The organism is Microcoleus sp. D3_18a_C4, from assembly GCF_036702415.1.
GTDB lineage: Bacteria > Cyanobacteriota > Cyanobacteriia > Cyanobacteriales > Microcoleaceae > Microcoleus.
In genome coordinates, this window is sequence record NZ_JAUBTI010000062.1 from 1 (window position 1) to 21,186 (window position 21,186).

The window sequence follows — 21,186 nt, forward strand, 5'->3', positions numbered from 1 at the left end:
CGAGGGCTTGACCTCTCTTTCTACATGGTGATGATGATGACTTAATTCTCTGCAGTCTTCAGGGTTTTTTACCCTTACAGTTTTTCTAGGTGTCTATGACGCAGTGGCACCACTCCGATTCCATCCCGAACTCGGTTGTTAAACGCTGCGGTGGCGAAGATATTTGGCGGGTCACTGCCTGAGAAAATAGCTCGATGCCTGGGATTTTATTTCAAATCACTAAAGCCTCTTTCTGCAATACAGATAGGGGCTTTGTTGTTTTTGATGATTGTTTCAGTTGGTGTTTGGTTGTAAATTTAAAAATTTGCCCAAAAAAATGGTTTGATCCGCTATTGGTAGAGGCTTTGTGCGCAGTGTGCACCCTACAGACTCGATCGCACTTTTTAATTCTGACAATCACCCCGATCGAGCTTTGATGGTTTGGATTAAATAATTGTGCTACAAATGAACTATTCAACTTCGCGGCTAACCTAAAATGTTCACTCCGTCAGACAGAGTGCGGCTTATGAAGGAAATGCGGAAATCTCCAGAAGGAGACTTGCTGCCTAAATGGGAGGCGGCTTCGCAGTGGCTGTCTCGGTTTGAAGATAGCGATGATTGGTCGATCGCCCTGATGGACTGCGATCGCACTCCTTGCGTTACAATTGGTTTTGTTTTGGAGTGCGTGTGGCGATCGCACTGGGTGACATTTGATGAAGCAGACGGATATCAGCGCTTGCTGGCAGGATTTAACGAAATTCCCGAACCATTGCCCGCTGTTGGTGCTCCCAAAAGTTACTCGCGGGGGGCGTGGGTTTTTGAAGCTCAACCGCGCCATCAACGCCGCCAAACGCTTGTTGAAAGGCGAGGCGCTAGAAATGAAAAATTTCGACAAAATGCACCTGCACCGCGCGTGGATTTGTCGCTAGCTGTCGGAGAATGTACGCCGCAGCAGTTGATGGAAGCGCTGATGCTGCAAAATGGACGCTGGAATAATTTCGACCCGGAACCGATTTTAACCGATCTATATCAGAACAGAGATTTGTGGCTGAATTTTATGATGCTGCCGCTGATTGCGGAGGATGAAAATAGCGGTAGGCTTTACAGTAATTTGGGTTTATTGCTGCGAGATTTGGACGATCGCTGGCACGCTGATACGCTTTATATTTGGAGTAGGGATGATGATTGCGTTTACCCGCTGGTTGATTTTGGGAAGACTTGGATGGCGGATGATGTGCAAGTGATGGATCGCGATCGGGCATCTGTGTTTATTGGTTATGGGGGTTATGAAAATCCGCCGCCTGTTGTGGTTTACTGGTGGGATTAAATCACTTTTTTTCCCCATTACGACCCAAAAATTTAGCTGTTTTACGATCTAAAAACTTAGCCCCTGCTGATACAATCGTTTGGTCTTGTTCCTGAGAATTGACATCTTCCTGTTTGTTTACTTCTTTCAATTTACGACCCAAAAATTTAGCTCCTCTACGACCGACAAACTTAGCTCCTGCTGATAAAATGCTTTGGTCTTGTTCCTGAGAATTGTTTAGGTTTTGGAGTTCTTGTTTGTCTCTCCCAAACCTAGCAATAAATTCAAAAGCTGGCATCAAGCCTACTAGCAATATTAGCAAAACCAAAAATATCGGCATCACCAATAATCCCAGCAATAGTACAACTCCCTTACCCTTCAGACTAACCAAGATGATGGTGATAATGTTCTCCCACCAAGAACAGCCCCAGCGTCCACAAAATTCTGCCAAAATTAGTTGCATTAGATTTTTACTCCTTAAACTGTATGTCCCTAAGTTTTTTGTTTTTACCGCGCTTTGTGCTTTCCTCAAAAGAAGAGCGATCGCACTTTGGTAGAAATAGCGATCGACCTGGTAAATTTAGCTAAGTATGAATCTATTTGGCAAAGAAGGCGGTGGTGGGGGAGACTGAGAATGTCGGGGCATATAGCTCGGTTTGGGACGACAAGCTTCTATAATTTCGTTACGAAACTGGTTGACTTTATCATTTTTTGTACAAAACAGAATGAGATTACTACTACTCGTGTAAATGGCAATATAACGCTGTTTTACAACAAAAGCCAACACAATGAAGATAATACCAATGAAGAATAAGCCGAGGGTTAGAATTCCGAGTCCGAGCAGCCACCAAGTACAGCCTTCCCCTATTTCAACTGCTTTGACATTTTGAATGGGAATGACAATTTCTTTGATTTCTAACCCAAAAAATGAAGTGAAATTTCCTTGTAAGGTGTCCCCAACAATTTTAAGAGTTCCTGTACCGCTGGTTCGGACGGGAACTGCACCGACTAATTGACCGGGAATTCCGCTGATTTGGGTAACTGATTTAGACTTCATTTTTTTTGATGTTTGTTGTAATAATAATGACATTGCTCGTACAATTTTTGGTAGGGACATGGGCTTTGGCCGTGTCCTTACACCGATCGCTCTGGTGAGTTGGTATTACATGAAAGCTTGAAGTCTTTCTAGTGCTTTCTTCTGTTTAAGGAATTTGAACTTGGTTACTGTCTTTGCTTTTTAAACAGCAACTTTTTGGTAAATGTAATCAACAGCCTGTTGAACTGTTTCTATGTTCTCCGCAGCTTGATCGGGAATTTCAATGTCGAATTCCTCCTCAATGGCCATAATTAGCTCTACTGCATCGAGAGAATCGGCTCCTAAATCCTTGGCAAAATTAGCGTTTATGGTGACTTTACTTGCCTCAAATTCTAGTTGCTTGGCAACAACGGCTTTGAGTTTTTCATAAATTTGCTGCTTAACCTTATCGCTTGGGAAAGATTCTGCAACAACGGTAGCAGTAGCAGTATTATTCGTACTTTCATCAGAATCTAATTCTAATTCCTCTTCGGATTCATCCCGGACTTTGAAGTACCAAAATAGATTAGCCACAGCCAAATCAGAGGCTTTTTCCAAATTCGACGATACTAAACTTGTATGACCCCCTAGTTCCCCTTGTTCAATGATATAATCTTCATACTCTTCACGTCGCTGCCGATCGAGCATCCATTCCAGTTGAGTGCGAAGCGCGTAAAAATGAGACTTCGGCTTCAAATTTTCATAAAATAACTGTTCGTCTGGGATTGCTAAAGCTGTTGCGGCTGAGTTTTTCTCCACCTTAAAAGCAGAGTCAGGTTTACTAAAATCAGCACTTTGCAACTGTTTTAATTCACTTGGCGGTAAAGCTTTCATCCATTCAATCTGATTTTGCCAAGTCTCTAATAAAACTAAATCGCGATCGTGAATGCACGTAATTTCAGGAAAAAGAAAGTCAAGCTCTTCGTCTGAGTCACAACAGTGTATAATACCGAGGCTATCTTGACGGATTTGTTGTTGAAGTTGAGAAATACGATCGCCCGCAGCACCAAATTCATTTTGCACCTGATAAGTCGCAATAATACTTTGTTCGATCGTCCAACTGCACTCTAACCGCCGCAACTGTCCCGCCGCACAGGTTTCTGACAACAACTGCGGATTTCTGTAATCAGCTAAAGCCTCAAACAGCATCCCCCGCGCCGCATCAATTTCAGCATTGCGGCGGTTGATATCTTGCAGTTGCAAAGCCGATCGCATTCGTTGAATTGCTTGATTAAATAACCCGTAAGCCCGCACTAAGACTAGGCGATGGTTCTCAAATTTTATATCTGCAACCACTTCGGAAATTAATTGCTTAATTTCTGCGCCTTGACCTTTCAAAAGTTGTTCTAAATTGATGAAACCATTTTCTACTTTAACTTCCAGCCTTTCTACTGCTTTTTTTAGTTTCAAAGTCTGGTGCAAATTCACCGCCGACAAGGCTACCCCAGCGGCAACTCCCACACCAATGACGGCTGTTGTCGCTTGCAGCACGCCCAAACTGGTTTGGACGGCTTGAAAGCCCATGTGGTTTTGGTACATCTGCAAGCCTCCCATTGCAAGCTGCACGGGAGACACTAACGGCGATAGGGGGCTGTTGTTGACCACCGCGCCAACGGCGTGGGCCGCAAACTCTCCCGTTGCTGCATCTCTCGCCATGCCGATCGGCACTCCAGCCGATGTAAACACTTGTACGTACTTGCCAGCCTCGATCGCAGCCTGTACCGCCGGGGGAAATACAAAGTTCATCATCAATTTCTACCGTGTTACCAATCCACAGAATAACTAATATATTATGCTAGTTTAAATAAAAAAAAATTATCAATAAGCCCTGCAAATGCACACTTCGCTAATTAGTCCTCAAACAGTTGAGCTTGTTTCGCGGCTGACCGGGCAAAACCTCCGAAAAGAGGATATTACTCCGCCTGTGCTTTTCCTGGCGGGGCTGGTGACGATATTGCTGGGAGTCATTCATGCCGACGGTACGGTAAGTGCTGAGGAAACACAGCGATTGCGGACAATTTTTACGGAACTTATTCCCGCTAACAACAGTTTGCGCCAATTCGTAATGCCGATGGTTAAGAGCGTGCGGGAACAGCAAGTTTACAAGAAATTGACGGCGTTGCTGGCGCTCACATCGTGCTTTTCCGAAGAGGAAAAACTGCTGTTAATTAGTTTTGGGTATCAAATGTCGGCGGCAGATGGGACAATAGATGAACGAGAAAAACAGTATTTGACCATCATTGCCGATCGACTCGGAGTTAATGCGCGATTTTTGAGTGTTTTGGAAGCGAGTTTTAGCAATCAAGCCATCAGCGATACAGCAGCTTTAGCAGAAGTCCACTCGTTACTAGATCCAGCGCAATTTCAATCTCTCGATTCTATGTTTGTCCGTGCTGCCAGTCACATTATCGGACATTTACCAGCCAAACCGAAACACAAAACAAATCAAAAACAGTCAGTTTCGTCCTATCAGGAGTTGAAAAAGTTTCAGGAGTATAGACAACAAATGGATGCTGTTTGTGGAAAACTCGGCTTAACTCTGCAAAATGGAAGCGATCGCAACGTGCTATCTCCTACTTTAGCAGAAGAAGTAACGAAAGTATCTCAAAGATTGCAATCTCCATGTTTTCGCGTTGCTGTTGTCGGCGAATTTAGTAAAGGCAAATCAACCTTACTAAATGCTTTACTTGGTGAGGAAATCCAACCAGTGCGCGATATTCCCTGTAGTGGTAATGTGACTATTTTGAAATATGGTTCGCAGCGCCGGGTTATTTGTCGCTACAAAAATGGACGGGAGGAAGAAATTTCACCGGCACAATATCAAGAGAAAGCTTCGATTTCGGAACAAGCGGCTTATGGTTCCTATGCCGATGAAATTGCCAAGTCGGAAATTGCCGAAATCGTTTTTGAACATCCCGAATTAGAGTTGTGCTGCAATGGAGTAGAAATTATTGATTCTCCTGGATTGAACGAACAAGCCGAACGCACATTAATCACCCAACAGGTGCTCAAAACAACTGATGCCGTTATTTTCTTAACTCATGCTCAAAATGCTTTAACCGAGAAAGAGCGAGAACTGCTTTTGTACTTGAAAAAAGAACTAAATTATGGTAATAAGGAAGGCGCGAGTAATATTTTTATGGTAGTTAATTTTTTCGATTTGCTGCGGCGGGAAGAGAGTCGCCAGCAGGTACGAAAAAGGGTGGAAACAATTGTTACAAGTCAAAATTTGATTGGTGGTGAAAACCGGATTCATTTTATTTCTGCTCAATCTGCATTAGAAGCGATTTTAGCAGGCAATGAAAATGATGATTATCTAAAATCTTTTCAGGGTTTTACTGATTCGGTTGAGAAGTTTCTGACAGTTGAACGGGGGGCGATCGCACTTCAGCAATCAGCCGCCGGAATTAAGCAAATTATTAATACTGGCTGCAATGAATTGAGTCAATATAGGGAAATGCTAGAAGGAAATTTGACAGTTTCCCAAGGAGATAAGGCGAAGATTTTTGAACAAATGGCGGAAGTAAGCGGCCGCGAGGTGAAAATCAAACTTTTAGCTAATGAACTGAGGGAGGAATCAGTAGAAGAAGCTATTGAATCTTGGAATGAATGGGTGGAAGGATTGGGAGAACGCCTGATGGAAAAAAGTCATCGCTGGACTTCCGAACACGGACACATCATGAGTCAAGACAAGTTGACTAAAGATTATGCAGATCAATTTGTACGAGACATCACCGAAGAAATTGATGACTGGGGCAATCAAAAAGTACAGTCTATTTTAAAACAAAATATGGGAGTGCTAGACAGCCAAATCGGTGAAGATATTGATGCAATACGGCAAGAATTTCAACAGTTTGACCAGCAACTCAGCACTAGCCTTGTCGCTCAATTCAATAACTTAGCAACAGCAGGTAGCTTAGGCGGAATTGGCAGCAGTGGAAGCGGAATAGCTTCATCCATTGGCGAGATTGAGGATGGTGGATTTTTTGGGGGTTTAGGAATTGGTGCAGCAGTTGGTGCTGCGTTGCTATTTTTTACAGGACTTGGTTTTATAGGAGTTGTTTTGGGTGGCTTAGCCGCTGGTGCTGGTGGCGGTTTGGGCTGGAGTTTTTTAGATGGCGATGCTGTTAAAGCTCAGATTAAGGAAAAAGTTTGCGAGTTAGGGTTTGAGAAATTTGGCGAATCGGCAGAGTCTATTTTTGAGAAGGTACAACAAAGAATTATTGCAGTATTTGACGATCGCGCTGATGCGAATAGCGATGCGATGTCAAAAGCGATCTCGCTGTGGGAAAATTTATTAGAACAGCAGGAAAATCGAGATCGCCAAAATCAAGCAGAATGCGAGTCCCAAAAAGTGTGGCTGGCTGAAAAACGTCGGGAGCTCGAACAAGTACAAAATCAAATTCAAACAATCTTAAATCAAAGCGATCGCTAATTCAATGAATAATATCATGTCCAATCGATCGACCGCGATTTTCGTAGGGGCCCGTTAGCCAACAATACCAGCCAATAATTGACAATCTCAAAAACCCGCCCCGGCCGGGATATTATGGTTAATCGATCGGATTCGATCTAACGGGTAAGTCATACCCAAGGAGAGGGGCGGGTTTCCAGAATCTCGGCTTTGTGTTGCAAATTAGGGCGAACCCGCCCCTACAGGAATTACGGTTAATTGACCGGACATTATATTACTGGTGTTTTTATGCCAAAACTGGCACCGGCTGTGGCCAACGTCCCATGACTTTACCAATCACCGCCAATTCTTCCATCAACTTGTCGAACTGATCCGGTGTTAAAGATTGCGGCCCGTCAGACAAAGCTTTTTTCGGATTCGGGTGCACTTCAATCATCAGCGAATCAGTACCAGAGGCGATCGAAGCAAACGCCATCGAGGGTACAAACTGCGCCCAACCGGTGCCGTGACTGGGGTCAACCATAATCGGTAAGTGAGTCAGAGTCCGCAATACTGGTACTGCCGACAAATCTAGGGTATTGCGTGTATATTGCCTGTCATACCCGCGAATTCCGCGCTCGCACAAAATCACGTTCGGATTGCCAGAAGCCATGATATACTCAGCAGCCATCAACCATTCTTCAATGGTGGCGGAGATACCGCGCTTCAGCAAAACAGGTTTGTCTTGAGCTCCAACTTTCTTCAACAGTGAGAAATTCTGCATATTTCTCGCCCCGACTTGGATTACGTCGGCTACTTCTACGATCGCACTTAAGTCCGCCGCATCCATAACTTCTGTGATAATTCCCAAACCGCTAGCTTCCCGCGCCGCCGCTAGCAATCCCAAAGCACTCTCGCCGTGGCCTTGGAAAGCATAGGGGGAAGTTCTCGGTTTGTACGCGCCACCACGGAGAAAATGAGCTCCAGCAGCTTTGACGCGCATTGCCGTTTCCACAATCATTTCTTCGTTTTCGACCGAGCAAGGGCCTGCTACGATCGCGATCGGGTGGTGCAAGCCGATCATCACAGTTCCTAAAGGAGTAGCAACTTCTACTGTGCTGGCTTCTCCTTGGCGGTACTCCAGAGAAGCGCGTTTGTAGGGTTTTTCTACCCGCAGCACTTCTTCAATCCAGGTGCTCATTTCGCGCAGTTGCATCGGTTCGAGCTCGGCGGTGTCGCCTACCAAACCCATGACAACTTTGTAACGGCCGACGATTTTTTCTGGTATTAAACCCCAGTTAGTGCGGAGCTCTTCGTCTAGTCGATCGATCTCGGCTTCTGGAGTGCCGGCTTTCATTACTATAATCATTTTTTTTTGCCTTTTTAGTTGGGCTAGACACGAATTATGACACGGATGCACTGAGAAAAATAGATGCAATGGCGATCGAATGATATCAGGACACGGCAGTAGCCATTGGTGTCAACTTAAGCTTTTAGTCCGCCAAGTTCTCTCGCTTACCCGCCAAGTCCGCCAGGGGTTAAAACCCCTGTCTCAAAGCTAAAGTCCTCGCTATGAGGACTGAGAAGAAAACTTTTTAAATTCCTTAGTCCTCTTTAGAGGACTTTCGCTTTGAGACAGGGAATTCATTCCCTGTCGGACTATCGGACTATCGGTTTAATGTTAAGTTGTCACCAATAACCAATAACTAATAACTAATGACTAACTTTTTGGCTTGGCGGCGCGCCACGCTTCTCGCATCCGTCCAAAATTGGTATTAAATTCTTCCCACCCCAGAGTGCTTCCTGAAATTTCTTCATCCCAGGAAGCCGAGAGGACTCCGTAGCTCAATCCCAGAACGCCTAGACCAAAACAGCCCATGCTTACCAGCAATACTGCTGTGTTGGGCAGATCAAACAAGCCTTTGCTGACTACCAAATAGCTGACAAAAAATGTGCAAATTCCCAGCATTGTCGGTATGCCGCAGAATACCGCTATGCGGGATATCATGCGTTGGCTGACTACTTCGGGGATGGATTGCGACTGTTTTCCGGTTTTGTTAGCTTTGGGCTGCTTGTCGGCAGAATCCGACTCTAAGGCTAGGCTTGCTTGGGGTTCTGGGGGCTTTTTAGGCGTTTTTTTACGATTTGTTGCCGGTTCAAAGGGCAAGCGCTTGCGGGGTGGTTCGGAGGACATATTTTATCTCTAACCTGAAATCTCGAACATTTTTCAATAAGTCTTGGTGTTTGTCCAAGATTAAAGAATATTGTCGCAAATTTTGGCTTTGGTGTTTAGCCGCGAATGCCTAGACGGGCAATCAATGCTTTGTAGCGATCGACATTTTCCCTTTGGATGTATGCCAGCAGGCGCTTGCGGCGGCTGATCATCATCATCAAACCGCGCCGGGAGGCGAAGTCTTTTTGGTTGATTTTCAGGTGGGCGCTGAGTTTTGTAATGCGATCGGTCAGCATGGCGACTTGGACATCTGCTGAACCGGTATCGGTTTCATGGGTTTGGAAGTCGCCCATGATTTCTTGTTTGCGCTGTTGTGTAAGAGCCATGAATTGATTTTAGTTTTTTTTGTACGATTGTCACAATCTCCAATGATATCACAGTCGATCGACAAGGGTGCAGCGTGCGGGATGAAATTTTTGCTGCAAAAGTTCGCAGACCGAGTTTCAATCCCCTTGCGGGAAAAAGTGAATTGCGACGCCCCTGATTACCCGTGACGCTAGGATTCGGATGGCAAGTGTAAATATTGTGTAGTAATAGCGATCGCATTCTCCTGCGGAAAGGGCGATTCCCTACGGGATAGTCTCCCACACGCGGACTGCACGATCGCTAGTCGAGCTTGGGCTTGCAATCGACAAAGGATAGAGCTTCTTCATCCAGATAGCCGGAGATCGCCATTTCAATTACTGCCCAGACGGGATAGTTCATTGTTTTGGCTCGCATGGACAGTCCGGTACGAATGTGTGCGGGTAATCCTTCCAGAAAGATTTGTGCTAATTCAGGGGAGAGATGTCCGGTGATAGCAGGCTGGGTTTGCATAGAGTTAGTCCCTCGCTGGAATTCTCACGTTATAGGGTGGGTTAATAGCTTGGATGATTAGGCTTTCTAACTCTGATGATAGCTGCGTAGATCCCAGCGCTCATCGGAAGGAGAGCGAAATTCTTTAGAAAGGGCTATGCAATCCTGAAAGGGAATGAATGCAAGGCTATCCACAATGGCTTGAGCTTCTTGCTGGATGGATTCAGGCATAGCAGTGGAAAAATTGGCAGTTTTTCTATCCTACAGGGCGATCGGTCTCCGGCACGCTAGGCGAAAGCATTGTCTTTTCATCGTAGGCGAAGTCTTTTGCAGGTTTTAAGTTTCAATCCCCTTGCGGGGAAAAGAGGAAACGGCAGTGCCGTGTCCCTACAGTCGGGCGTAGGGACACGGCACTGCCGTGTCCCGATCGTTTGGGCACAGCCGGAATTGATATTAATCCCCTTGCGGGGAAAAGTGAATTGCGGCTTAGCTTTAACAAAACCACCAGCTTTACCTAGTCCTTGTTTCAATCCCCTTGCGGGGAAAAGTGAATTGCGGCCGATTTTAAAATTCGCTAGTAGTTAGCATACTTTACTGTTTCAATCCCCTTGCGGGGAAAAGTGAATTGCGGCCCAAAAAAATAATGCCGAAACGCCCTTTGGGGTGTCTGCTGTTTCAATCCCCTTGCGGGGAAAAGTGAATTGCGGCATGAGTAATAATTAACAGCCGAATCTCCTTGTCTTTTCTGATTGTTTCAATCCCCTTGCGGGGAAAAGTGAATTGCGGCGCCCGGCAGCGTCACGCTGGCCCGGTAGCGCTGCCCCGGCCGGGTTTCAATCCCCTTGCGGGGAAAAGTGAATTGCGGCATGTATCTGAACGGTGTAGATAGGTGGCAACACAGAGTTTCAATCCCCTTGCGGGGAAAAGTGAATTGCGGCATTGTAGAGACTGGGGTTAACTCAATTCTCAATATTGGTTTCAATCCCCTTGCGGGGAAAAGTGAATTGCGGCTCAACATCTTCCCGGATCTTTCTATCGCTCAAATTGCAATCGAAGTTTCAATCCCCTTGCGGGGAAAAGTGAATTGCGGCTTCTTAAGGTGCAACTGACTACCTCTGATCTAGGTCAACAAGTTTCAATCCCCTTGCGGGGAAAAGTGAATTGCGGCTTTAATAAAGCAGTAGAAGCTCCTTTTAACGTAGTTGACTCTCCTGTTTCAATCCCCTTGCGGGGAAAAGTGAATTGCGGCACACAGAAAATAAAACGATATGACTACTCAATTTCCTAAGTTTCAATCCCCTTGCGGGGAAAAGTGAATTGCGGCGCAAATATTGGAAACCGGATGGACTCATTCAGGCAAGTTTCAATCCCCTTGCGGGGAAAAGTGAATTGCGGCTTGATAAAAATTAAATATATCACTTCCATTTACATGTTTCAATCCCCTTGCGGGGAAAAGTGAATTGCGGCTTGATCAGACTCTACGATCGGTAGGTTTGACAAAGTTTCAATCCCCTTGCGGGGAAAAGTGAATTGCGGCAACCAGAAATATATGCCAACCGTCTTGAAAAACTCACTTATAGTTTCAATCCCCTTGCGGGGAAAAGTGAATTGCGGCCCGGACCGGGCGTCGAGGTCAGCCGCTAGGGTCGCAGCGTTTCAATCCCCTTGCGGGGAAAAGTGAATTGCGGCACTGGAACACTTGCGGGGGGCTGACTCTGACGGATTCTTGTTTCAATCCCCTTGCGGGGAAAAGTGAATTGCGGCTTAAACATTGAAAAGACTGACCTTTCCAGTATTGAGGTTTCAATCCCCTTGCGGGGGAAAGTGAATTGCGGCATTAAAGCTAGTATCGGCGACAATTCTCGTCGTGAGTATTTGGCTCGTCATTTTGCTTCTAACACTCATGTTTCAATCCCCTTGCGGGGAAAAGTGAATTGCGGCAATATTTTCCAGAACGATCCTTTCTTAACTACAAGTATTGTTTCAATCCCCTTGCGGGGAAAAGTGAATTGCGACTGGTCTTTCTCAAGCTTTAACTGAAGGCACTGATTTTACGGTTTCAATCCCCTTGCGGGGAAAAGTGAATTGCGGCTTCTCTAGTGCAAGACTTGTGCAATATTCAAGCAGGGTTTCAATCCCCTTGCGGGGAAAAGTGAATTGCGGCACTTGTGTTGCCCAACTACTACGAAGACCTTTTTCAGTTTCAATCCCCTTGCGGGGAAAAGTGAATTGCGGCTAAAAATTGTAACTCCTATGACTAATTGATTGTCAGCAATAGTTTCAATCCCCTTGCGGGGAAAAGTGAATTGCGGCCTGACTTCATTACAACTCAACAATGGTTATCAGACATATGAAAGTTTCAATCCCCTTGCGGGGAAAAGTGAATTGCGGCTACAACTTATTGAGGAAGTCGAGAAACAATTTCGTTTCAATCCCCTTGCGGGGAAAAGTGAATTGCGGCAGGTAGAGGTCACCATCGAGACCGACGTTGTTGGGTTTCAATCCCCTTGCGGGGAAAAGTGAATTGCGGCTTTTTATTGCGAGGCGTATCTAAGAGTCCAATGGCGTGCAGTTTCAATGGCGTCGTCCTTGTCCTTCAACCAGTGCTCATGTACCTTTTCATTTTGGATGAGCCGTTTGACACAACTTATGTTTCCACTCAATTCGGGAACTTTAAAATCGTCCTTATGTAGCTTAAACCAGTCCTCATGTAGCCCTGGTACCTCTTCATTTGGGGAGTTGTCAGCGTTAGGATCGGAAAATAATAATAAACATCGGATAGTAAGAAGCACCCCTCTAATATTTTGGGCGGGACTCCACTGGCGCTCATACTTCAAAAAGTCTAAACCGATTTTACCGAGGAAGTCTATATTAGGGTGGTAAATTTTTGTCATGAAGAGGACTTTGGGAGGAACCATAGGGTATTCCTCTGGAAGGTATAGTTGAAGTTTAAATTGGCCCCCTTCATATGGGCTGTCCTTGGGGCCGGCGATCGTCACATGGAAATATCTTGGGTTGTCCTGGTCGGGCTGGGCGTCTATGCCTACGATGGGGTTGGTCGCGAGTTTCTGGGTTTCTTTCAGGATTCTATTACTGATTGGGGTATTGCTCATTTTTTAGATAATTATTTAGTTTCACCGAGACACAGTAAGCTGTTGTGCATTTAAATTGAAGTATTGCTCATTTTTTAGATAATTATTTAGTTTCTATTCAAGTTTCAATCCTTGTGGAAGCAGTTCCCAGTAAAGGCTATGAGGTGTAACACCATCTATGCAAAGAATTTGTTCGACATTTTTTAGATAATTATTTAGTTTCTATTCAAGTTTGACAAGTAGATAAATCACAAACCGACCTAAATAAAGTAACACCATCTATGCAAAGAATTTGTTCGACATTTTTTAGATAATTATTTAGTTTCTATTCAAGTTTTTTTGGTGGATGGTGGCGTTGCCTTTTTTTGCAATTTTTTAGATAATTATTTAGTTTCTATTCAAGTTTCAATCCTTGTGGAAGCAGTGCCCAGTAAAGGCTCCAGAAGCCGTTTGCGACCGCCTCTGATGCTGAGCTCACTTAGAGCCGAAAATTGGCTGCCGAAAATCGCTGAAACCCTTACTGCACAATAGAACGGCCGCCTATACGAGAGAATCGGTGTTTCAGCCATTTAGCGAGGCGATCGCACAGCTAAATGATTGAAGCGCTAAAACACTGCTCTAATCTATTTAATTTTCTAGGTACTGGTGCTGTTTATTTAGATAGTAATTAACACGACAAGTTTGTATTGGCTTGTGTGATTTACAATCACAATTTAGCAATGGCGTAATATTAACCTAGATTTCCCTGGCTGTCAATTGTCAAAAAAAATACTTTAGACAACGATCGAAGTTGGCGCTTGAGTCACCGGCGGGCCAGAACCCCAAGTTTCTACCTGCCCGATCGCCCGCGTTGACAAAGCATAAAAACGGATGTTATCTTCATCCAAATTGACCCGTCCCCGCAGGCGAGTGCGAAACTCTTCAAACTGACGCTGAGACAGGGCACACTCAAAAACCATAGTATTGACCAGAAAACTATCGGCTCAAATAGGCGATCGCCTCACGTATCCAATCATCAGCATCACCTTTGGCGGCCAAAGTGCTGTCTTGACTGAGGGTTTGCAGCGCTTGCAACACTTCAGCCGCAGTGTATCCCATCGCCAGCAGGATCATCTCGACTTCTTCTTGAATAGCTGGGGGGACTCCGGCGGCGACTGAAGTTGTCAAACCTGCTTGCTGTCGCCATTCCGAGAGTTTGCTTTTGAGTTCCAGGGCGAGACGTTCTGCGGTTTTGGTACCCACGCCTGGGGTTTTGGCGAGGATGCGGGTGTTACCGCCGACGATCGCCTGGACTAAATCTTGCAATCCTAAAGTATCGAGAAGTGCGATCGCCAGTTGAGCACCCACACCGCTGACACTCGTCAACTGCCGAAACAAATCGCGTTCTGCCGCGCTGCCAAAACCGTACAATACGATTTGGTCTTCCTTAACTTGCTGGTGGGTAAAAATTTGGGCGACTTCGCCGGATGCTGGCAATTGACCGGTCACGCGGGGCAAAATTTGGATTTCATAGCCGATTTGATTGACTTCGAGAGTCAATATGACGCGGTTGCTGCCTTTGGCGATATCGGCTACTGTGCCTTTGAGATAGCTAATCATAGAGTTTATAATACACCGCTATTCGTTTTCGTCAAACTCGGCGATGATGTTGCGGATTTCGTTGAGGCTGATATCTGTGCGATCTGATTTTGAGTAAATGGTTAACAAAAGTACGCTGACGGGCGATTCAATCTGATAAATCATGCGATATCCTGCACTTTTTCCTTTTTGGATGTTGCTGTTTTTCACCCGGACTTTTAAGATGATATAATCTTCGCCCATTCCGGGAATGCGATCGCCAATAAAATTGCCAGCCTGTAGTTGCTCTATCACTGGCAGAGTATCTAGCCGGATTTGGCGAAATCGTTTGGATAATTCACGCAAATTTCGCTTATACTCAGGCGTTAAATCGATCTGAACGAGCTCGGATTCATTCGACATCGATGCCCTCCCACATTTGAGAAAGAGGTATTCGCTGCCCTGTTTTAGCTTCCTGCAACGCTCTTTTGAGGCTGGCTTTTATTTCTGCAACTGGAGTATCGTCGGGGTCGTCTTCATCTTCATCTGTAGGTTCGGGAAGAAGAACGATGATTCGCACGCGGCCGGGAGTTTCTGCGGTTAAAGGTCGATCGAGAATTAATTGACCTTTTTCGTCGATCGTTCCTGTGACTTCAAAGGCTTTCATTGGTTTCTCCTGGATTTTTTTAAATTAATACTATTATATAACCCTGTTCGAGTTCGATCGATTTTGTTATTCTCAACTCAAAATAAGCTGCTGTTTAACCAAAGACAAATCCGTCTTACCAAAATTCACAACTAAAGCCACATTAAAATTTTCCAAGGATTTGACAAACCACATAATTTCATTAGAAGCTTTACCTTCATAGTGATTAAACAAAATAGAAAATCGCTTTTCCAACTCTGGTTTGACTTTGCCCGAAAGCAGTACAAGTTTCAGCAGTAAACCCATTGTCCTGCTGGCGCCGAGGTTGTACACTAAATCGTAAAAAACGTAGTGGCTGGGATGTTGGGAATTTTCCACTACTAAGAAGTTGAACAACTGGTGGCAAGTACGAACTAACAATGGATTATTGAATTTCACCGAGTCATTTTCTCGCAATGTATTTTTGATTTGTTTGTACAAACGGTCATTAAATTGACGCCCCCCGTATTCTGGTTCGATCGACGATATTAAATATTCATATAAATCCACTTTAAATGAAGCGTAAGATGGAGTTTGTCGGGAATCTCTTAGGAAAAATTGAGCCGCTTCTTTGTAGCTGCGATCGCCTGCTACTTTTCCGGCAAATTCCCTCACCGCTAAGTGCAGTTCTGCATCGTTCAAAAGTGTGGGATTAGCCGCTCGCTGGACAATTCCTATTTCTGTATTTCTCGGCTCAACCATATAATTCAAATATTTAGACAAATGTGTTTCAAATTGTCGCTGTCTTTGAAATGCCAGTTTTTGGATGGTTTGTTGGTCTTCCTCAATGCTGTCCTTGCTCAGTAGAGAATAGCCGTACAAATAAGGATACCGACAGATCAATTCGCCCAAAGGAGAATCTGTATCTTGTTGCTGCTGTTCCGCCTCTTTATCTAAGGCTTTTACTAAGCGCTCTATAGTCTGGAATTCGTCACTTTTCGTAAATAATTTTATTTGTTCTTGTAAGCGCTTGACTATGTAAAATTCCATCCCGAATCGGGGAGAAGTCTGCTTAAATAAAGCTACCAACTTGGCAATCGCAAATTGGTTTTGGGAATGCAATTGCCAGCGGTTGATCGGGATGTAGCAGCAGCGGTGGAGGAGATATTTAAAGTCCTGATCCGATCGCTTGACGGAGACTATACTGTACAAAGTTGCTTCAATTGCTCGATCGGGATAGCCCATGCCGTCGATAAATAGCTTTCGGAACCGCTCGATCACCTGTGCGGGGGATTCTGTTTCCACGCAGGAGACGATGTGATCGTACAATCTCTGTTCGTTGCTGCCAATTGGAACACTGTCTGAGGGCGGGGTGAGGATGCTGCTGCCTGCATCTGTGTCTACGCTGCTGTCTGCAACTTGTGCGACAACAACTGTCGGTTTTTCCCCAAAAGTTCGATCGGGATTCAAGAACCAATAGTGTTCTTGGCTTAATTGTTTGTCCGCAGCCCAATCCAAAGCTGACTGCAAACTTTCCCCTGTCAATAACAGCGATTCATCTTCGCGGTCTGAAGCCAGCCATGCTGCTAGCGCCAAGCGGTACGGAGCCAATTTTCCCAGCTCTTTTTCCACCCAAAATTGATTAAAAACTGACTGATAAATTAGGTTGGCAACTATTAATTTACCGTGAGATTTAACAACCAGTCCTGACAGTTGCAATTCGAGTTTTTCGGGAGAGTAATCTGCTGGTACTCCCTGCGATTCCCCGGATTTTGTGGGCTGGGGCGGTTGCAAAGCTTGCTGGTACAGCGTTAACAGCCGCGTGAGGTCGCAGTGGTTATGGAAAATGCGATCGCGAATTGCTGTCAAATGTTGGGGTTCGTCTTCTTCTTCCCAATTTGTAATAATTCTGTGTTTGACCAGTTTTTCAACCTGCTTAGCTTCGGAATTTCTGCCAATGAAAGGCCCGTATTCAAGTACCAATTGGCAAACTTTTTGAGTTAGAAACGGTTGGCCGCCCGTCCAAGCTAATATTTCTTGGAGCACTTTTTGGGGGCGAAAAGCTTTCAGGGCTAATCCTTTTGCTAGCGGCAAACTTTCATGCAGTTGGAATCGACTTAAATGAATCTGCCGTCCAATATTAAAAGGGTTGCATCTTGGATCTCGGATCAATTCTGAGGGGGCTGCTACTCCCATAACAGCAAAAGTCAGGCGCTCGTATTCCGGTTGCTCTGCCCGCTTAGAGTAACAAGCCCGGATCAAAGCAAAAAAATCGCTGGTACTGAAATTTAGGCTGCTGATGCTGTCAATGTCATCTAGGAAAATTACCAGATTTTGCTGAAGTGACTTGAGCAAAACTTTTTCGATAAATATTTCCAATCGCTGCACCGGGGATAGCAGTTCGCGATCGTTCCACCACTTGATGGCATCAAACCTGTTTGTGATGTGTAAACTGCTTGCCATGCGGTACATGATTCCGCCATACCACTTTTGGGGGGAGATATCTGGGCTGCTGATGCTTCTCAAGTTGATGGCGGCAAAAACTGTACCTTCGGCTTGCAACCTTTTGGCCGTTTGCACTAGCAGGCTGGATTTTCCCATTTGCGGCGCACTCAACACGTAACAGAAGTCTCCGGCTTTGAGTCCTGCGTAGAGTTCGCTGTCGGCCGATCGCCGGACATAGGTGGGCGCACCGGCAGGCAAATATCCTCCGACTTGATATTGGTACGTTGAGTGGACTTCTGCTGTCATCTGGGAATTCATCAAGATTTTACGCCCCTCTGCTGTGCGATCGAAAGGTTCCGAATTGGAGTTATTGCCCGCTTATACGATTTTAGATTTTAGATTTTAGATTTTAGATTGGGCAATGGCTTATTCAATAAGGGTTTGGAGTTTGCCTGTTGCATTTGCATGGTTTTTTTGAATCAGCCTTACTATGGTGGGAAATTTTTGTTCCTCTTTCTCTATTGTCTACTAGCTCAGCTTTCTCCTTATCAATCTTTACCGTATCTTTGCAAGCGTTCCCCCCAAATCCTACGATCGGCCCAATTGTACTCCGCCACTTGATTTTTTACACTCGTTCACATAATTAAATGAATTTTCACTCGATCGAGTGACAAAACGCTAAAACGCCCTTTTTTTCACATTTTTTTACAATAATACTTTAAATTTCACCCGGTGGTATGATGTTGGCAGGGAAACTCATAACCACAGCGCCGTCAACCTTCTGTCTTCAGATCCGCCTGCCGAATGCCGGAGAAAAAGGCGCTCGCAATGGCTGCCAATAAAAAACCCCAGCGTTGGGCTGAGGACTGCTTGAGTGGGAGATATCGTTAATCTGCGTTTTTTTAGTTGACTTAGATTGCATGGAATTCCATGCTGCTGACTTTCCCCGAGCTTTCGCCTTCGGGGATTCCTAAGAACAAACTTTTCAGGATGCATCCACAAAAAGTTTAATTCTTAAAGGCTTTGTCAGTACCAGGCTAACCACTCACTCAACTATAAAAGTTAAGTCGGTGGCTAATTGTAGAAGATGCGCCCTGATGGCTTAACTACCCGATGGATTAGCACCCTGATGGCATAACTCCCTGATGGATCGACGCCCTGATGGCTTTCGCTCCACTACCCAAAAAAATCAGGTTGGTGGATGATCGTGGACGTTAGTAACACGTCACTTCCGGCGTTTCCGATCGCAAGCGGGTGTGCCTGTCTGAATTGATTATGGCAGGCAGATTTATCAGAAGACAAGTGGGTTATTGCATCAACCCATTTCTGATATATCGGGTTAGCCAAGAAGTGCCAATCTACGCAAATCAGGGTCATCGAACATGAAAAACAGCATCTTAGTATTAGGGGTAATTGCCTCGGCTGGCTTCGGCTTTTTCCAGGCAGGCAGCGCCAGCGCTTCGGCGCTCGCTCCACAACCTTCATCAGCCAGGAGTTTGACGGCTTGGGAGAGTCGTCCCGACTTTAACTACACTGGAACGAATGAGGATGGGGAGCAAGAAGAGGTAAAAACCGGTAAAGGCTAGGAAATAATTGGCGCTCTTGTGTGGTTCCCCCGGAGTGCGGTTGTGGTTGTGGTTGTAGTTGTGGTGGTGTTTGTTGTCGCAACGGCCTTTAATCGAGGCGGTTAAAACTAGATCCCAATATCAGTCTACCTAATCCCGTAGGGGGTCAGTTTCAGAGAACGGTGAATGGGAAAATAAACAGGTAAGGCGAGTCTGTCGGTGGAGTTTCCCCGCCTATCAACTTCCTTACCTTCTGATGTTCGGGATTTGGATCTGGCACAATCGTATTTCATCTCGTAAAAACCTAATGGAAAATACTCTCGAAACTACCCGCAGACAGCGCGTATTGACAAGAACCCAGGAACGGCGTCAGGCAACACCCAAAGAAAAACAGTTGATTCACCTGCTAGCCAATATGGCTTGCAGTTTGATTAAATACGACTACAAACACGCAGCGGGCAAGGGTACTCTCCCGCCTTCGGAAAGCAAGCGTTTAGCGGAATGGCACTACCTGCGAGTTCAGCAAATTCGCAGGATCGAACGCTCATTGGAGCCCGTAGCGACCCTTAAGCGCGTGTACTACAAGAGCATCCTCAGTCCGAGGGATCTGAAGTCTTTGAAACTTCTGTGGCTGGAGGAGGACAAAAACCGTGTCAAACGGGTCGATCCTGAGTTAGACGACATCCTCAGCGAAGCTTTGGATCGGGGAGATACTTTAAAACAGCTATTTCACTCGATCGAAGTCAAAGAACGCACCTTTTCTGCAACTCCTCGCCCAGGCGCCGTGCCGCTTTGGGTCAAAGAGTGGGAAGAGTCGGAATATGACATAAACTTTTTTCCGCCTTCCTTCTCTGCATGGGTTTCTATCGTGGACGACTAGGTTCAGGAAAAACTCTTTGACATGGCATCGATCGTAAATTTCAGATGGTAGACTTATTTGCGATTGCTGCCATTGGCGAAAAGTGTGCGGGCGTGAGGCTAAACCAGGCGGCGTTGCGCGCAGGCATCCGAGTACAGAGAAGTGAATCGGAGTCAGTACCATTGTACAATGGGGGAAAACCAGGGCTTCAGCTAATAGCTGATAGCTGATAGCTGATAGCTGATAGTTTCTCATGACTGACTCGATTTCTACTTCTCCTCTAGACTCGGCGGCCGATACAGCCGAACTCCGCTCTCAGTTGAGGTCGGGTTCGGAAAAAGCTCAACTGCAACTGCTACAACAACAAATAGCAGATTCCGGTTGGGATGTATTGATGGAATTTTTATTAGAGCGCAAGTCAGAGGCACCGACTGCGGTAATGGGTAAGGCTTACCAAATTCTTTACACTGCTAATTCTCCGAGAGCGGCGGAGTTTTTGCAAGCGAATTTTCCCACTGGGGTTGTGCCGCTGCGATCGGACTCTAACATTGATTACACTCCGCTGCAACAATTATTGGCGTTACAGGAATTTCAAGAAGCCGATCGCTTGACTTTAGACAAGCTTTGTGAATTGGCTGGTGATACAGCTTCTGTGAGAAAGTGGCTGTATTTTACCCAAGTTGAGAGTTTGCCCGTAACGGATTTGCAAACAATTAATACGCTGTGGAAAGTTCATTCCGAAGGCAAATTTGGCTTTTCGGTGCAGCGGGAAATTTGGCTCGGATCGGGCAAGAATTGGGATAAATTGTGGCCGCTAATTGGCTGGAAAAAGGGGAATAATTGGACGCGGTATCCGCAAGAGTTTATCTGGGATTTGAGCGCGCCGAGAGGGCATTTGCCGCTGTCAAATCAGTTGCGAGGAGTGCAGCCGTTTGCAGCTTTGATGGCTCATCCTGCCTGGTTGAAGTGAATGGTTTTGGGGCTTTTGGAGAATGCGGGGCGGGCTGGATGGCCTGCCCCGCTATTGTTTTTGGGGAATTGGGATTGGGATTTTTGAGGCGCAGAAATTCACAGAGATTCACAGGCGGGACGCCTGTTCCACTTTTGGCATAGAGGCCCAGGGGCGATCGTACTTCTAGAAAAGTTGGGAAATTTTGTATAATTGATATTTGATATAATGTCCGGTCGATTACCCTGATTCCTGTAGGGGCGGGTTCACCAATAATATTTGCCAAAAACGGACAATCTCACAAACCCGCCCC

At 45.5% G+C, this 21,186-nt stretch carries 19 protein-coding genes, 1 rRNA gene and 1 CRISPR repeat array; of the genes, 6 read left to right on the top strand and 14 right to left on the bottom strand.

The window, feature by feature from the left end; translation table 11 throughout:
* Positions 1-85 precede the first annotated feature (85 nt).
* Positions 86-203 (top strand): 5S ribosomal RNA (gene rrf, locus QUB16_RS22430).
* A 272-nt stretch (positions 204-475) separates the two neighbouring features.
* The gene (locus QUB16_RS22435; protein ID WP_333319516.1) at positions 476-1,306 is read left to right on the top strand and encodes a hypothetical protein; all 831 of its coding nucleotides are present in this window, start codon (positions 476-478) and stop codon (positions 1,304-1,306) included.
* Position 1,307: 1 nt separating this feature from the next.
* Here QUB16_RS22435 and QUB16_RS22440 read toward each other — a convergent pair whose 3' ends face one another.
* The 3 genes from QUB16_RS22440 to acpP all read right to left on the bottom strand — a co-directional run bounded on the left by QUB16_RS22440 (position 1,308) and on the right by acpP (position 2,753).
* Positions 1,308-1,748, bottom strand: coding sequence for a hypothetical protein (locus QUB16_RS22440; RefSeq protein ID WP_333319519.1), 441 nt, complete (start codon positions 1,746-1,748; stop codon positions 1,308-1,310).
* A 117-nt stretch (positions 1,749-1,865) separates the two neighbouring features.
* The gene (locus QUB16_RS22445; protein WP_333058558.1) at positions 1,866-2,342 is read right to left on the bottom strand and encodes a hypothetical protein; all 477 of its coding nucleotides are present in this window, start codon (positions 2,340-2,342) and stop codon (positions 1,866-1,868) included.
* A gap of 180 nt (positions 2,343-2,522) precedes the next feature.
* A complete protein-coding gene (gene acpP / locus QUB16_RS22450) occupies positions 2,523-2,753 on the bottom strand; it encodes an acyl carrier protein (protein WP_333319570.1) in 231 nt (76 codons plus the stop codon).
* A gap of 1,441 nt (positions 2,754-4,194) precedes the next feature.
* On the opposite strand from acpP, the gene QUB16_RS22455 reads away from it, so the two are divergent.
* Complete coding sequence (locus QUB16_RS22455; RefSeq protein WP_333319521.1) at positions 4,195-6,795, top strand: dynamin family protein; 2,601 nt, start codon at positions 4,195-4,197, stop codon at positions 6,793-6,795.
* A 265-nt stretch (positions 6,796-7,060) separates the two neighbouring features.
* Here the strand turns inward: QUB16_RS22455 and aroF are convergent, their stop codons facing one another.
* The 11 genes from aroF to QUB16_RS22510 all read right to left on the bottom strand — a co-directional run bounded on the left by aroF (position 7,061) and on the right by QUB16_RS22510 (position 17,806).
* The gene (gene aroF / locus QUB16_RS22460) at positions 7,061-8,122 is read right to left on the bottom strand and encodes a 3-deoxy-7-phosphoheptulonate synthase (RefSeq protein WP_333319523.1); all 1,062 of its coding nucleotides are present in this window, start codon (positions 8,120-8,122) and stop codon (positions 7,061-7,063) included.
* Positions 8,123-8,473: 351 nt separating this feature from the next.
* A complete protein-coding gene (locus tag QUB16_RS22465) occupies positions 8,474-8,947 on the bottom strand; it encodes a PAM68 family protein (RefSeq protein ID WP_333319525.1) in 474 nt (157 codons plus the stop codon).
* Positions 8,948-9,042: 95 nt separating this feature from the next.
* Complete coding sequence (gene rpsO / locus QUB16_RS22470; RefSeq protein WP_190661928.1) at positions 9,043-9,312, bottom strand: 30S ribosomal protein S15; 270 nt, start codon at positions 9,310-9,312, stop codon at positions 9,043-9,045.
* Between the two features lie 280 nt (positions 9,313-9,592).
* Positions 9,593-9,802 (bottom strand): hypothetical protein, encoded by a 210-nt coding sequence (locus tag QUB16_RS22475; RefSeq protein ID WP_333278373.1) that lies wholly within the window; start codon positions 9,800-9,802, stop codon positions 9,593-9,595.
* 66 nt (positions 9,803-9,868) lie between these two features.
* Positions 9,869-10,012: a hypothetical protein gene (locus QUB16_RS22480; protein ID WP_333181345.1), complete on the bottom strand. Its 144-nt coding sequence runs from the start codon at positions 10,010-10,012 to the stop codon at positions 9,869-9,871.
* A gap of 219 nt (positions 10,013-10,231) precedes the next feature.
* Positions 10,232-12,312: a CRISPR direct-repeat array (repeat unit 36 nt; unit sequence GTTTCAATCCCCTTGCGGGGAAAAGTGAATTGCGGC).
* A gap of 3 nt (positions 12,313-12,315) precedes the next feature.
* Positions 12,316-12,894, bottom strand: coding sequence for a ubiquitin-conjugating enzyme E2 (locus tag QUB16_RS22485; protein WP_333319527.1), 579 nt, complete (start codon positions 12,892-12,894; stop codon positions 12,316-12,318).
* Positions 12,895-13,646: 752 nt separating this feature from the next.
* Positions 13,647-13,832, bottom strand: coding sequence for a CRISPR-associated endonuclease Cas2 (locus QUB16_RS22490; protein WP_333319529.1), 186 nt, complete (start codon positions 13,830-13,832; stop codon positions 13,647-13,649).
* A 16-nt stretch (positions 13,833-13,848) separates the two neighbouring features.
* On the bottom strand, positions 13,849-14,472 hold the full coding sequence (ruvA, locus tag QUB16_RS22495; protein WP_333147818.1) for a Holliday junction branch migration protein RuvA: 624 nt from the start codon (positions 14,470-14,472) through the stop codon (positions 13,849-13,851).
* A gap of 18 nt (positions 14,473-14,490) precedes the next feature.
* Positions 14,491-14,853, bottom strand: coding sequence for a type II toxin-antitoxin system RelE/ParE family toxin (locus QUB16_RS22500; RefSeq protein WP_333319531.1), 363 nt, complete (start codon positions 14,851-14,853; stop codon positions 14,491-14,493).
* Positions 14,843-15,097: a type II toxin-antitoxin system RelN family antitoxin gene (locus QUB16_RS22505; protein WP_333205661.1), complete on the bottom strand. Its 255-nt coding sequence runs from the start codon at positions 15,095-15,097 to the stop codon at positions 14,843-14,845. Before QUB16_RS22505 ends, QUB16_RS22500 begins: the two co-directional genes overlap by 11 nt.
* Before the next feature lie 72 nt (positions 15,098-15,169).
* Positions 15,170-17,806 carry an AAA-like domain-containing protein gene (locus QUB16_RS22510; protein ID WP_333319533.1) on the bottom strand — a complete coding sequence of 879 codons (2,637 nt, stop codon included), beginning with the start codon at positions 17,804-17,806 and terminating at the stop codon, positions 15,170-15,172.
* A 1,076-nt stretch (positions 17,807-18,882) separates the two neighbouring features.
* Between QUB16_RS22510 and QUB16_RS22515 the strand changes: the two genes are divergently transcribed.
* The 3 genes from QUB16_RS22515 to QUB16_RS22525 all read left to right on the top strand — a co-directional run bounded on the left by QUB16_RS22515 (position 18,883) and on the right by QUB16_RS22525 (position 20,894).
* Positions 18,883-19,086, top strand: a complete 204-nt coding sequence (locus QUB16_RS22515) for a hypothetical protein (protein ID WP_333147810.1) — start codon at positions 18,883-18,885, stop codon at positions 19,084-19,086.
* Positions 19,087-19,372: 286 nt separating this feature from the next.
* On the top strand, positions 19,373-19,945 hold the full coding sequence (locus QUB16_RS22520) for a hypothetical protein (RefSeq protein ID WP_333319535.1): 573 nt from the start codon (positions 19,373-19,375) through the stop codon (positions 19,943-19,945).
* 232 nt (positions 19,946-20,177) lie between these two features.
* A complete protein-coding gene (locus QUB16_RS22525) occupies positions 20,178-20,894 on the top strand; it encodes a GUN4 N-terminal ARM-like repeat domain-containing protein (RefSeq protein WP_333285844.1) in 717 nt (238 codons plus the stop codon).
* Positions 20,895-21,186 lie beyond the last annotated feature (292 nt).